Here is a 13,687-nt window from a genome sequence, read left to right on the forward strand (position 1 = left end):
TTTCCGTCCTCGACTTAATAAGAGATGCAATGAGAAAGTTAAAAAATTTATTCGATAACAATAAACGTTGGGCTGCACGTACAAGCGAAGCTGATCCTGAGTTTTTTAAAATTTTATCTATGCAACAAAATCCAGAGTATTTATGGATTGGTTGTTCAGACTCTCGTGTACCTGCTAATCAAATAGTTGATTTATTACCAGGCGAATTATTTGTGCATCGTAACGTTGCAAACGTGGTTGTACACACTGACCATAACTGTTTGTCGGTTATGCAGTATGCTGTAGAGGTTTTAAAAGTAAAACATATCATGGTAGTAGGTCACTATGGCTGTGGTGGCGTACAAGCCGTTTTAAACAATGCAAAATTTGGCTTTATTGATAATTGGCTACGCCATGTAGGGGATGTAAAAGAAAAGCATCTTGAACAACTTGATGCAATGCCTGAAAGCGAACGTTTAAGCCGCCTTATTGAGCTAAATGTAATTGAGCAAGTACGTAATGTATGCCGTACTAACATTGTGCAAGATGCGTGGGAGCGCGGCCAAGAGCTAAGCGTTCATGGTTGGGTTTATGGTTTAGAAAACGGCCACCTTCATGATTTAGAATCTGTAGTAACGTGCGCGAGTGAAGAAACGCAAAGCTACAAAAAAGCAGTGCAACACGTACTTAAAAAAGTGGGCGAGAATAAATAAATTTATGACTAAAACGGCGATATTAATAGGTGCTACAGGTTTGGTCGGTAATGAGTTGCTACATAAGCTACTTAATAGCGATCGTTATACCAAAGTGGTTACGTTAAGTCGTCGGGCTTTGCCTATTACACACGCAAAGCTAGTTAATCACGTTATTGATTTTGAAAAATTAACTCAATACGTTGAGCTTTTCAAAGGTGACGTATTGTTTTCGTGTTTGGGCACAACCCGTAAACGGGCGGGCTCTACACAAGCTCAGCGTAAAGTAGATTTTGATTATCAGTTTATAGCGGCGCAGTTAGCGGCATGTAATGGTGTTACGCATTACTGCTTAGTGTCATCAAGCGGGGCGAACACGCACAGTAATAGTGCTTATTTGAAAATGAAGGGTGAGCTTGAGCAACATATTAAAGCACTCCCTTTTGATAAAATAAGTATTTTACAACCGTCTTTATTATTGGGTGATCGTGAGCAATTTAGAGTGGCAGAAAAGATAGGCAGTATTATTTTTCCTGTTATTACACGACTTCCGTTTTTAAAGCGTTACAAACCAATAACTGGCGAGCAAGTTGCGCAAAAAATGCTGAGTGTGAGCTTAGAGCAACAGGCTAAGTTATTTTATTACGTACTTGATGAGCTATTTGAATAAACTTGGTAAAACGCAAAAGGCAGCCTAAGCTGCCTTTTTTGTACACTAAATTAATACCAATTTTATTAAAAACATGATCATTCTAGCGTATTAAATAACTCACTAACTACGTTAAAAATTATTTATATAGAACAACTATGTATCATAATTTTAGCCTTGTTATAGAGCTATTTCCTTATCGCTATAATAGAACACTAATTTAATGCAATTGGTATAATTATTCAGCGTCAGTTTTAATGCTAAGTTGTTGCTCAAGCAATGCAACTTTAGCTTCAAGTTCGGTTAGTTTTTCGCGAGTACGAATAAGTACTTGGCTTTGCACATCAAATTCTTCACGGCTCACAAAATCCATCTCAGCAAGCTTGTTTTGTAAAACTTGCTTTGTTTTACCTTCGAGTGTCTCTGCTAGGTTTTTTACACCTTGTGGCATATTGCTAGTAATTTGCTTAGCAATTTCTTCAAGTTTTGCTGGGTTGATCATATTTGTCCCTTCGATGCGGCCTAAAATAATAATAACTAATATTACCTTATACCCACGGTATTTAACACATGATCATCTTTACCTTAATTAATTAAGGCAATTGCTATGCTCGCAGTAATGGTTACGTTAAAATTGCGCGTCTTTTAAATTTCTTTGGTCGTTATGAAACTCAATCCTAAACAAGATGAAGCCGTAAAATATATTAGTGGTCCATGCTTAGTACTCGCAGGCGCAGGCTCTGGTAAAACCCGTGTTATTACGAATAAAATCGCTTATTTAGTGAAAAAATGTGAGTACAAAGCGCGAAATATAGCCGCTGTTACTTTTACCAATAAAGCAGCCAAAGAAATGCGTGAACGAGTACTGCAAACACTTGGTAAACAAGACGCCAAAGGTTTGTGGGTATCGACGTTTCATACACTCGGTTTAGAAATAATAAAAAAAGAGTTAAGCACATTAGGGTTTAAACCCGGCTTTTCGTTATTTGATGATCAAGATACCAATCTGCTTCTTAGTGAACTCACCGAAGATGAGCTAAAAAAAGACAAGGACTTACTCAAACTACTTAAAATGGAAATTGGTAGTTGGAAAAACGAATTAGTACTGCCAGAGCAAGCAATACGCGAAGCGCGTGATGCGCAAAAGGCATTGTTTGCACAGCTGTATGCTCGCTATCAAAATCAGCTACGTGCTTATAACGCACTGGATTTTGATGATTTAATTATGATCCCTACTTTGTTACTTACTAATAACGCCACATCTCGTGAGCGCTGGCAGCAACGCTTTAAATACTTGCTGGTGGATGAGTATCAAGATACCAATACAAGCCAATATCAACTTGTTAAATTGCTAGTAAGCGAGCGTGCCCGTTTTACTGTGGTAGGTGATGACGATCAATCAATTTACTCATGGCGTGGTGCTCGCCCGCAAAACTTAGTGTTATTAGGTAAAGACTACCCAGGGCTTAGACTTATAAAGCTTGAGCAAAACTATCGAAGTGCAGGGCGAATACTAAAAGCGGCTAACATTTTAATTGCGAATAACCCACATGACATAGAGAAAAAGTTATTTAGTGAACTAGGTTATGGTGAGCCGATTAAAGTAATAGGGTGCCGCGATGAAGAGCATGAATCTGAGCGTGTAGTTGCTGAAATAATTTCACATAAGTTTATGAAGCGAACCAGCTATAAAGATTACGCGATTTTATATCGTGGTAATCATCAAGCACGTGGCTTTGAAAAATCTTTAATGAGTAACCGTATCCCTTATAAAATTAGTGGCGGTATGTCGTTTTTCGCTCGTTCAGAAATTAAAGATATTATGGCGTATTTACGTTTGCTAGTTAATCAAGATGATGACAATGCATTTTTACGTATCGTAAATACACCGCGACGCGAAATAGGCACGGTTACACTTGAAAAGCTTGGTACGCTTGCTAACGAAAAACACGCGAGCTTATTTGCTACCTGTTTTGATAACGATTTAGGCTACAGACTAAAAGGGCGTGGTTTTAATGCGCTTGCTGGGTTTTCACGCTGGGTTGTTGAGCTATCTGATAACGCAGTACGCGGTGATACGCTCGAAGCTGTTAAAGACTTAGTGCGTAATATTAATTACGAGGCATATTTGTACGAGTCGTCACCGAGTGCTAAAGCCGCTGAAATGCGTATGAAAAACGTATCTGAGCTGTATCGTTGGATCACCGATATGTTGACCGGTGATGCCGACAACGAACCAATGACATTAGCCGAGGTTGTTAGCAAGCTAACCCTTCGTGATATGCTTGAGCGTAACGAAGAAGAAGATGAAACCGATGCAGTGCATTTATCAACACTGCATGCATCTAAGGGCTTAGAGTACCCATATGTATTTATGGTAGGTATGGAGGAGGGCTTACTTCCGCATCAGGTAAGTATTGATGAAGATAACGTAGATGAAGAACGCCGCTTAGCTTATGTTGGTATTACTCGTGCACAGCAGGAGTTAACACTTACTTATGCAAAAATACGTCGTCAATTTGGTGAAACCTCACAAACTGAGTTAAGCCGATTTGTACAAGAGTTACCGCAGGACGATCTCGCGTTTGAAAATAAAAAGGCGCCAAATACGCAAGCAGAGCGAATGGAAAAAGGCCAAGCAAGAGTCGCTAACCTTCGTGCAATGTTTAAAAAGCCTGGGTAATACCTCAGGCTAATTTTATAAAGACTGGGTTGCTTGTATCTCAGGTAACTCAGAACACACTAGAGCGTGTTGTTTTCCCACAAAAAATGCCAAACCATGCTTGTCTAGTAAAGCTCTAAAATTAAGTATTGACGGGCCTTTAGCAATGACTTTCATTGCTTTGAGCTTCGTAATTGCTAGCACCCCTTGTAGCTGAAAATCGTAACTTTCTTGTTGTAAAACACGTTTACTAAAGGTCGAGCTAAGTAGCAGATAGTCAAAATTAATATCGGTTAGTAAATTAAGTTCGCATCTATCTTTAGCAAAATTGTTTAAACCAATTGAATAACCAAGTTGTGATAGCTTTTTGAGGTTTTCTATTTGTGTTGCGCTTGCGTGACGAATTTCTTGCTCATCAAATAGCAAACAGAGCTGGCTATGTCCTTGTTGTTTATTTAGCGTATCTGTAAATAAAACAAATTCGTGCTCCTCGAGTAGTAAACCAGAGCAAGGAACCAGCGCCATAGTTACATTTGCGGTAATTGCTTGTGCATAAGCGCGTTGTAATAACTGTAACTCTATCTCGAGGTGCTGTTCTTTATCTGATGCAAACTTTTTCAAAATATCAAAGCTAGTAAAGCCAAGTATTGGGTGTTCACCAAATGCTTCAAATAAAGATTCAGACTGATGTTGTTCATCAAGAGTAATTATTTCTGAGCTTCTAAAACTCATAGGCAATATATCAAGGTGATGTTGTGCTTTTAGTGCCTGCGCAGGTATTGATTGCGTTAATAGCGGATGAAATAGCTCGTAGCGATTTTTTCCGGAGTTTTTAGCGTGATACATTGCAGCATCGGCATCACGAATAATTTCATCCGTATGCGTATAGCTTTTCTTTGAGTAGGTTATTCCTATACTAGCACCACTTTGAAGTGATTCGCCTTTAAGGAAAAAAGGCTTTTTCATTAAATCGATAATACGATTAGCAACATCTTCTGCTTGTTGAGGCTCAGTTAAGTGCGTTAATAAAATAACAAACTCATCGCCACCTAAGCGTGCTAGTAAATCATGTTCGCGTATACACTGGGCAAATAACTCACTAACGTTAATTAAAAATTGATCGCCTGCATGGTGACCAAGTTGGTCGTTAATGTCTTTAAACTTATCTAAATCAATAAATAAAACAGCAAAATTATGTTCAGGAAAGCGCTGATAATGTTGTAGTGTTTTTTCAAGCTGAGTTAAAAAGAGGCTGCGATTAGGTAAGCTAGTAAGAGAGTCGTGATGTGCGTCGTGATAAAGCTGCTGCTCTATTTTTTTACGCTCATCTATTTGCATTTGTAAGTGCAGATTTGTTTGACGCAGTTCTTTGGTTTTTTCGTTTACTCTAAATTCGAGTTCTTGATGGCTTTTTGCAATCGCTTGATTGGTGAGCTTGGTTTGTAAAACCGCTGCAATTTGATGAGATACAAAGGTAATTAACTCGCAATCATCCCGGCTGAAAATATGTTTGTTATCGTAAGCTTGGCAAACAATAAGGCCGATAACACCTTGAGCTGTTTTAAGTGGAGCGCCTAACCAACTAGTGGCCATTTGCTCTTTTTGTACAGGCTTAGCTCTTTGTACTACACCGCTTTCTATTAATTCTTTTGCTCTACACGGGTGTATAAGTTGCGTTTCTTCAGTGCTTATTACCAGTTCACTATAACCTTTAGCAAAGCGTCTTGGTTGTGTGTTTTCTTTAAATTCATCTACACAATAAGGGAAGCTTATCCAGCCAGACTCTTTATCGTAAAGTGCAATATATAAGTTCTCTGCGTAGGTAATTGTTTTTATTATTTCATGTATCTTAAAGTAAGCATCATCAAGGTTTTTAGCTTGCGTTGCTATTTCAGATATTTTAAACAGAATTTGTTGGCGTTGAAGTGCGCGTTTGCGTTGTTCTATTTCAAGGTTTAACGCGTCGTTACTTTGAGTGAGTGCACGGGTACGAATTTTAACTTCTGACTCAAGGAGCTCTCGTTTTTTTACACGCTCTATTGCAGTTGCTAAATAAAGCGACATAAACTCAAGTAATTGTATTTGTTGTGAGCTATAGCCTTGTTTTGTATCGTAACTTTGCGCTGCTAAAACACCGATAATATTATGTTCTTGGTAAACCGGAACACCTACCCAATGCTCTGCTGGAGTGCCTAATGCTTTAAATAAGCCTTCTGCTGCGGCATTTTGCATTTGCTGCTTGGTAAAACATGTGGTTTTACCCTGTTTAAATACATAACCAGTGGCGCCTTCATCAAAGCTATTTGATTGGTTAAGGGCGACGGCAATACCATCTTTTTCATCTGAAAAGTAAGAAAGTTCTAACGATTGACTGTATTGATTTAATAGCACCACATAAAAACTTTTACTCGGCACATATTTTTGTAAAATGTCGTGGATAGCGGGATAAAGTAGGGTTAGCTCGGCAACAGTACTTGCTTGCTCTGATAATTGTATCAGCGCATTTTGTAAGTGATGTGATTGTTTGTATTTATTGAGTAATGTTTTTAGACGTTTATTTTGATACGCCAATTTACTCGATACTGAGAGTTTATCTTCCAATGATCTAACCGGCTATTTTTATTGTATAGTTATTAGCCTTATACTTTCACTTTTAGCGCTTATCGTCAAGTTGATATTCGTACTATCATACTGGCTAGAAACACTATTTTAGGTATTAAAAAAGGCTTACCGAAGTAAACCTTTTTTGTGTATTTCAGCTGTATTTACTTAGATGTCATGAAGTCGATGGCAGCGCTTATCTCATCATCAGAACAATCCATACAGGTGCCTTTTGGAGGCATCGCATTAAAGCCATTTAGTGCATGCTCAAGTAAAGTGTCTTTACCTTTAGCTATACGTGGAGCCCAATCGTCAGGCGATTTAGGCGCGCCTAGTGCACCAGTACCGTGACATGCAAAACATGCACCTTGATACACTTGCTCACCAGAACGAGGGCCTGTAGGCGCCGCTGCTACAGCAGCTTTATCGCCTTCAAGGTATACAGCACCAACCGGCGCGAGACGTGCTTTAATTGCATCTTCAGTCATAGAGTTATCATATGGCTGTGCGTATGCAGTGGTTGCTAGCATTAATAATGCTGCAGCTGTTAATTTTTTCATTTTGCCTTGCTCACTTCGATTTGAACGTGATCAATCACGATTAAAGATGACGGAAATTAAACCGATTATAACTCTCTGAGCCAATTTATAAAATGCTAAGAGGCGTTTTTATTAATAAAACTGACTACTTTTTGCGTTAACGCAATAAAATTTAATTATTTACTGTTTTTTGTTAAGCAATTTAATAAGCGCAAACAGTCATACAATTAATTTTTAGATCCTAAGATCAATTTATTGATAATACGCTACTAACTAGTTTTTCGATCCCTGCATCGGCTTCAATAATTGATTGCGCAAGCATATAAGCTGGGGTTGTAACTAGCTTATTTGGCTGATCAATAACAACATCATCTACTGCACAATTTATATGTTTAGCGCCTAATGTGCTTAGCGCTTGTGCTGTCTCTGCATCGTTACCAATCGTAAGTACAGCGTTATCGTAAATAAATGGGATCAAAGCGGGTGCAATACACATATAACCAGCAGGCTTATTTTCTTTTGCAAATGATTTACAAGCATTAAGTACGTCTTCATTAATATTTGCTTTTGCGCCTTTAATTGCAAAGTCACATAAGTTTTTTGCAGCGCCAAAACCGCCAGGTACAATTAATGCGTCAAACTGAGTTACGTCTAGTTCAAGCAGCGATTTAATGTCACCTCGTGCAATACGAGCCGCTTCTGTTAATACATTACGTTTATCAGGCATTACTTCGCCCGTTAAATGGTTAATGGTATGAAGTTGTTCAATATCCGGTGCAAAACACTGATACGTTGCGCCATTTTTAGCTATATGTAATAAAGTTAAAATTGCTTCATTAATTTCACTACCATCGTACACACCAGACCCTGCTAATATTACCGCTACGTTTTTCATGCTTTTGTGCCCCTAAAGTCTTTTTTATAAGTCGATCGGATGAAGTCTAACATGCTCAAAATTTCTCGCGAAAATAAATTTTTAGTACAAAAATCATTCTCTATACAAGTTGTATTGCGGTTTATGCCATTTGCGATCACTTTGCCTTTAAAAAAATTATAAAGGATCGCTATGATCTTCGATCCATTGTGCTAGAATACTCCTCCGGTTATTTAAATGGACGCGAATAATCAAAGTGAATAACAACACAAGCAGTCGTTAGAAAACCTTTTTCCACATTGGTTTAAAATAATAAAAAAAGAACCTCGTATTATCTTTTTTAAATTAAAACATACAGTTAAAGTATTTTCTAGGCATTTTATAATGCTTTGGAAGAATAGCTCGTGGCTGTTATCTACACACTTATCCACAGCTTGCTATAGTTTTAATAACACGATAAGCAGTAATTCACTGTCGTTTTATTTACTACCTTATGGCATGCTTATAATTACCTTAATTTTTTGCATTTAGGATCCAAATTCACCATGGCTCAGATCCCCGAAAACCCACTTATTTTAGTTGATGGCTCGTCATATTTATTTCGTGCTTATCATTCTCCGCCGCATTTAACTAATTCTAAAGGTGAAGCTACGGGCGCTATTTATGGCGTGATCAACATGCTTAAAAGCTTGATCAGACAATACGATCCCTCACATATGGTGGTTATATTTGATGCTAAAGGTAAAACGTTCCGTAACGATATGTATAGCGAGTATAAGGCAAATCGTCCGCCTATGCCGGATGACTTACGCACTCAAATAGCACCGATACACAGTATTATTAAAGCGATGGGCTTTCCGCTAATTAGTATTGAAGGCGTTGAAGCTGATGATGTTATTGGTACATTTGCACGTATAGCGTCAGAGCAAAAACGACATGTACTCGTCTCTACTGGCGATAAAGACATGGCACAGCTTGTTAATGAACACGTTACGCTAATAAACACGATGACTGACAGTATTTCAGATCCCGTTACCGTGGTTGAAAAGTTTGGTGTAGGCCCTGAACTTATTATTGATTACTTAGCATTAATGGGTGATAAGGTCGATAATATTCCGGGTGTTGAAGGCTGTGGTCCTAAAACTGCAGTTAAATGGTTAGAAAAATATGGTTCTCTTCAAGGTGTAATGGATCACGCCAGTGAGATTAAAGGTAAAATAGGCGAAAAGTTAGCAATTGCTCTTGATCATCTGCCTTTAAGCTACGAACTTGCGACAATTAAGTGTGATGTTGAAGTTGAATCTGATCTTGATACATTCAAACTTCAAGAACCTAACAAAGACGAATTAATTGCATTATATGGTGAGTGCGAATTCCGTCGTTGGTTAGCTGAATTACTTGATAATCCTAAAGATGCTGAAACACATTTAGCTGTACCTACCGAAGCCACTGAATTACCAAAAGTAGAAGATGCTCATTACGAAACTATTTTAACGCAAGTGCAATTTGATACGCTAATAGATCAATTAAATAGTACTGAGTTATTTGCATTTGATACTGAAACAACCAGCCTTGATTACATGAAAGCGCAATTGGTGGGTATGAGCTTTGCCGTAAAAGCGGGTGAAGCTGTGTATTTACCGGTAGCGCATGACTACCCGGGTGCGCCTGAGCAATTAAGCCTTGAATTTGTAATGCAAAAGCTAGGTCCAATTTTGGCAGATGAAAACAAAGCTAAAGTAGGGCAAAACCTTAAATATGACAAAAGTGTATTAGCGAATGCAGGTTTTGCGCTAAATGGTATTAAGTTTGACACCATGCTTGAGTCGTATGTATTTAATAGTGTAGGCACGCGTCACGATATGGACTCGCTAGCACTTAAATACCTAGGTCATAAAAATATTAGCTTTGAAGATATTGCTGGCAAAGGTAAAAAGCAACTTACCTTTAACCAAATTGAACTTGAAAAAGCAGCGCCTTACGCCGCAGAAGATGCCGATATTACTTTGCGTTTACACGAAGTGCTTTGGCCAAAAATAGCAGCTGATGAAAAGCTAAAATCGGTATTTGAAGATATAGAAATGCCACTTATTAGTGTGATTTCTGATATTGAACGCACCGGTGTTGCGATAGATAGCAATATGCTTGGAGCGCATAGTCAACGTTTAGGCGAGCGTTTAATTGAGCTTGAAAAAGAAGCGTTTGAAATAGCAGGCGAACCATTTAACTTAAGTTCTCCAAAACAGCTACAAGTACTGTTGTTTGAAAAGCTTGGACTGCCTATTATTAAAAAAACGCCTAAAGGTGCACCTTCTACCGCAGAAGAAGTACTGCAAGAACTTGCTCATGATTATCCGCTACCTAAAGTAATTATAGAGCACCGTGGTTTATCAAAGCTTAAATCAACTTACACCGATAAATTACCATTAATGGTGAATGAGAAAACCCAGCGTGTACATACGTCTTATCATCAGGCAATTACAGCTACGGGGCGCTTGAGTTCAACTGATCCTAATTTACAAAATATTCCTATTCGTTCAGAAGAAGGACGTCGTATTCGTGAAGCGTTTATAGCCGCAGATGGTTATAAAATTGTTGCTGCCGATTACAGTCAAATTGAGCTGCGTATTATGGCGCATCTTTCACAAGACAAAGGTCTATTAAATGCATTTGCTAACGGCTTAGATGTACATAGTGCCACTGCCGCTGAAGTATTTGGTGTAGAGCTTGATGATGTAACTACCGATATGCGCCGTAAGGCGAAAGCAGTAAACTTTGGCTTAATTTACGGTATGTCGGCATTTGGTTTAGCACGTCAACTAGATGTGCCACGCCACGAAGCGCAGCATTACATAGATAAATACTTTGAGCGTTTTCCAGGTGTATTAGAGTACATGGAAACAACACGCGAAAAAGCAGCTGAAAATGGCTACGTTGAAACAATATTTGGTCGTCGCCTACATTTACCAGAAATAAACGCACGTAATGGGGCGCGTAGAAAAGGAGCCGAACGTGCTGCTATAAACGCACCAATGCAAGGTACTGCCGCCGATATTATTAAAAAGGCAATGCTGAGCGTCAATCGTTGGGTACACGAACAAGCACCAAATACGATTAAGTTACTTATGCAAGTGCACGATGAATTAGTATTTGAAATCAAAACAGACTGCGCACCACAGTACACAAAACATATTTGTGAACTGATGTCGCAAGCTGCTGCGCTAGATGTACCACTTATAGTTGAAGCTGATGAAGGTGACAACTGGGAACAAGCTCATTAATGCAATTTGAGCATTTTAATTAAAGCGCCTTTTGGCGCTTTTTTTATGTTTAATAAAAATGGCGAATAACAGCGATTCAATCAGGTATATGCAAGCTTTAGTTAAAATAAGGTTAATTTAAGCAACTATTTGTATTAAATAGTTATATGTTCGTCAATTCGAGCTGTTTTACAGGAATATGATTGTATTTTAATGCGTGCTTTTGTTAAAGTCCCGCCTGTCCTATCCTGTAGGACATCCTGTTGATGATGCATCTGAAAGGGTGCAACAAATTGATAGCTTCTCCCCAGTTTGCTATACCGGCCTACCAACTTGTTTGGTGGGCCGTTTTTTGTTTTACGCCTGAAAATCCTATCTAATTAATTCTTTATTGCGCTATACCAATTGTATTATTCATTCGTCATTTCGAGGTGGTTTGGGTACATCGCAGGTGATACCATCGAAGTGATATTATTTTTATTCTTTTCATTTTATTACTAAGGAGTGCGTTATGTTTAAAGCATTAGCTATTGCAGGTTTTTCTTTATCAAGTTTAGTTATTTCTAATGTTGCTCAGGCCAATTGGCAGCTAGTGAATGATAAAAGCCAACTAAGCTTTGTTTCAATTAAAAAAGATTCGATTGCTGAAGCTCACCATTTTACTAACCTTGAAGGTATGCTTTCTGATAAAGGCGAGTTTAGCGTTAATGTTGATTTAACATCAGCCGAAACTCTAATTCCTATTCGTAATGAGCGTTTAACAACATTTTTATTCGAAGCGGCTAAATTTCCAAATGCTGTTTTAACTGCAAATTTAACTAAAGAACTGAGCAATATTAAAAAGCCTGGTCAATATGTATTGAAGGGTATTAAAGCTGAGCTTGATTTTCACGGTAATAAAAAGCCATTGGCAATTGATGTACTCGTTAACAGCACGCAAAGTGGTGATTTAACGGTATCATCATTAACACCTATTATTATTAATAGTGATGATTTTGGTGTAACCGAAGGCGTTAAAAAGCTGCAAGAGCTAGCGGGCTTACCTTCAATTGCAACAGCAGTGCCTGTTACATTTGCAATTACACTTAAAAAACAGTGATTTCTTTAAGTGAGCTTAGCAAGCAATTAAGCGAGCCAAGCAAACCTTTTGATAGTTGGCAGCCTAATCATTGTGGTGAACTGCCAATTGTCATTAATCATGAGGGGAAATGGTTTTACGATGGCAGCGAAATAACACGCCCAGCCATGGTGAAGCTGTTTGCTTCTGTTCTATGTAAAGAAGGTGAGCAATTTTATTTAAAAACACCTGTCGAAAAAATAACAATAACGGTTGATGATGCGCCGTTTATTATTGTTGATTGGCGTTTTGAAAATACAGTGCAAGGGCAGGTGTTGTGCTGTATTGATAATTTAGCTAGGCAGTGGTTGGTGAGCGCTCAGCAGCCTTTAGTTATAAAAGACTATAAAGGGTCAAAAGTGCCTTATCTAAAGCTACCTTATGGCTGTAGTGCGCGTGTTGCGCGAAGCGTATTTTATCAGTGGGCTGAAAAAGCCGAGTCTGATAAGCTCGGCTATTTTATTAAATCTGCAGGAAAGCAGTTTTATTTATCGTAACGCCAGCGTTTAAGCCTCTGGGTTTGTTTCGTCTGTGATTGTTTCATCGGTAGGTGGTACAGCAATAACAGGACCTAAAAACCATTCATCTAGTTTTTTAGCTACTTCTGGTAAACCCGTGCCTTTTAATGATGAAAATGCATGAACTGTAATATCCCCATCAAGTGTGCTTAATTCACGACGAACTTGCAGTACTTGTGATTTACGAGGGCCTTGCTTTAATTTATCGGCTTTAGTTAATAGTGCCAATACTGGAATTTCACTACCAATAGCCCAATTAATTAAATCGCGGTCTAAATCTTTTAATGGATGACGAATATCCATTAAAATAACAATACCTTTTAAGCTTTGACGCTTTTGTAGGTATTCACCTAGCGATTTTTGCCATTTCTTTTTCATTTCGATTGGTACTTTAGCAAAACCATAGCCTGGTAAATCGATAAGGCGCATATCGTCAACATCAGCTAAATCGAATGTATTGATTAGCTGAGTACGTCCAGGTGTTTTACTTGTACGTGCTAGCTTCTGATCGGTTAATGCATTTAATGCACTCGACTTACCTGCGTTGGAGCGACCGGCAAACGCAACTTCAATTCCCGTATCAGCAGGTAATTTAGTAATGTCGGGAGCGCTTGTTACGAAAGACGCAGTATTATATTTGATACGAGATTTGAGCACAGGCTCTCCTAAAACTTAAATAAATAACGTTGAGTAAACCAAATTCACTCAGGGCGCGTATTTTATACTATAAAGGATGTATTAAAAAGCGTATTTAACCACCTAAAAACAGCACCTATGGTACATTTAAAACATGTTA

At 38.3% G+C, this 13,687-nt stretch carries 11 protein-coding genes; 6 read left to right on the forward strand and 5 right to left on the reverse strand.

Annotated elements, in window-relative coordinates:
- Positions 1–29: 29 nt before the first annotated feature.
- Together can and AAEY68_RS06245 are read left to right on the forward strand one after the other, a co-directional pair.
- Positions 30–692, forward strand: a complete 663-nt coding sequence (gene can, locus AAEY68_RS06240) for a carbonate dehydratase (RefSeq protein ID WP_197181296.1) — start codon at positions 30–32, stop codon at positions 690–692.
- A 4-nt stretch (positions 693–696) separates the two neighbouring features.
- Positions 697–1,341 (forward strand): NAD(P)H-binding protein, encoded by a 645-nt coding sequence (locus AAEY68_RS06245; protein WP_024594415.1) that lies wholly within the window; start codon positions 697–699, stop codon positions 1,339–1,341.
- A gap of 217 nt (positions 1,342–1,558) precedes the next feature.
- Here the strand turns inward: AAEY68_RS06245 and ubiK are convergent, their stop codons facing one another.
- A complete protein-coding gene (gene ubiK, locus AAEY68_RS06250) occupies positions 1,559–1,822 on the reverse strand; it encodes a ubiquinone biosynthesis accessory factor UbiK (protein ID WP_024594416.1) in 264 nt (87 codons plus the stop codon).
- A 162-nt stretch (positions 1,823–1,984) separates the two neighbouring features.
- On the opposite strand from ubiK, the gene rep reads away from it, so the two are divergent.
- Entirely contained in the window at positions 1,985–4,003 is a 2,019-nt protein-coding gene (gene rep / locus AAEY68_RS06255) for a DNA helicase Rep (protein ID WP_350585689.1), read from the forward strand.
- Between the two features lie 15 nt (positions 4,004–4,018).
- Here rep and AAEY68_RS06260 read toward each other — a convergent pair whose 3' ends face one another.
- From AAEY68_RS06260 to elbB, 3 genes are all read right to left on the reverse strand, one after another.
- A complete protein-coding gene (locus tag AAEY68_RS06260; RefSeq protein WP_007582095.1) occupies positions 4,019–6,583 on the reverse strand; it encodes a sensor domain-containing diguanylate cyclase in 2,565 nt (854 codons plus the stop codon).
- 164 nt (positions 6,584–6,747) lie between these two features.
- On the reverse strand, positions 6,748–7,143 hold the full coding sequence (locus AAEY68_RS06265; protein WP_007582093.1) for a c-type cytochrome: 396 nt from the start codon (positions 7,141–7,143) through the stop codon (positions 6,748–6,750).
- 226 nt (positions 7,144–7,369) lie between these two features.
- Positions 7,370–8,017, reverse strand: a complete 648-nt coding sequence (elbB, locus tag AAEY68_RS06270) for an isoprenoid biosynthesis glyoxalase ElbB (protein WP_007582090.1) — start codon at positions 8,015–8,017, stop codon at positions 7,370–7,372.
- 524 nt (positions 8,018–8,541) lie between these two features.
- On the opposite strand from elbB, the gene polA reads away from it, so the two are divergent.
- From polA to AAEY68_RS06285, 3 genes are all read left to right on the forward strand, one after another.
- Complete coding sequence (gene polA, locus AAEY68_RS06275) at positions 8,542–11,277, forward strand: DNA polymerase I (RefSeq protein WP_024594418.1); 2,736 nt, start codon at positions 8,542–8,544, stop codon at positions 11,275–11,277.
- Between the two features lie 490 nt (positions 11,278–11,767).
- Positions 11,768–12,355, forward strand: a complete 588-nt coding sequence (locus tag AAEY68_RS06280; protein WP_007582084.1) for a YceI family protein — start codon at positions 11,768–11,770, stop codon at positions 12,353–12,355.
- Complete coding sequence (locus AAEY68_RS06285; protein WP_007377273.1) at positions 12,352–12,870, forward strand: DUF1285 domain-containing protein; 519 nt, start codon at positions 12,352–12,354, stop codon at positions 12,868–12,870. The genes AAEY68_RS06280 and AAEY68_RS06285 overlap by 4 nt, the downstream gene beginning before the upstream one ends.
- 9 nt (positions 12,871–12,879) lie before the next feature.
- Here the strand turns inward: AAEY68_RS06285 and yihA are convergent, their stop codons facing one another.
- Complete coding sequence (yihA, locus tag AAEY68_RS06290; protein ID WP_007377272.1) at positions 12,880–13,548, reverse strand: ribosome biogenesis GTP-binding protein YihA/YsxC; 669 nt, start codon at positions 13,546–13,548, stop codon at positions 12,880–12,882.
- Positions 13,549–13,687: the final 139 nt, after the last annotated feature.

This window comes from Pseudoalteromonas sp. RB2-MNA-CIBAN-0110 (assembly GCF_040309305.1).
In the GTDB taxonomy this organism is placed as follows: Bacteria; Pseudomonadota; Gammaproteobacteria; order Enterobacterales; family Alteromonadaceae; genus Pseudoalteromonas; species Pseudoalteromonas arctica.

What these genes read in the sequence shown, in the direction of transcription:
- can (WP_197181296.1), top strand. Translation starts at nt 30, where the DNA reads ATGAGAAAGTTAAAAAATTTATTCGATAACAATAAACGTTGGGCTGCA.
- AAEY68_RS06245 (WP_024594415.1), top strand. Translation starts at nt 697, where the DNA reads ATGACTAAAACGGCGATATTAATAGGTGCTACAGGTTTGGTCGGTAAT.
- ubiK (WP_024594416.1), bottom strand. Translation starts at nt 1,822, where the DNA reads ATGATCAACCCAGCAAAACTTGAAGAAATTGCTAAGCAAATTACTAGC.
- rep (WP_350585689.1), top strand. Translation starts at nt 1,985, where the DNA reads ATGAAACTCAATCCTAAACAAGATGAAGCCGTAAAATATATTAGTGGT.
- AAEY68_RS06265 (WP_007582093.1), bottom strand. Translation starts at nt 7,143, where the DNA reads ATGAAAAAATTAACAGCTGCAGCATTATTAATGCTAGCAACCACTGCA.
- elbB (WP_007582090.1), bottom strand. Translation starts at nt 8,017, where the DNA reads ATGAAAAACGTAGCGGTAATATTAGCAGGGTCTGGTGTGTACGATGGT.
- polA (WP_024594418.1), top strand. Translation starts at nt 8,542, where the DNA reads ATGGCTCAGATCCCCGAAAACCCACTTATTTTAGTTGATGGCTCGTCA.
- AAEY68_RS06280 (WP_007582084.1), top strand. Translation starts at nt 11,768, where the DNA reads ATGTTTAAAGCATTAGCTATTGCAGGTTTTTCTTTATCAAGTTTAGTT.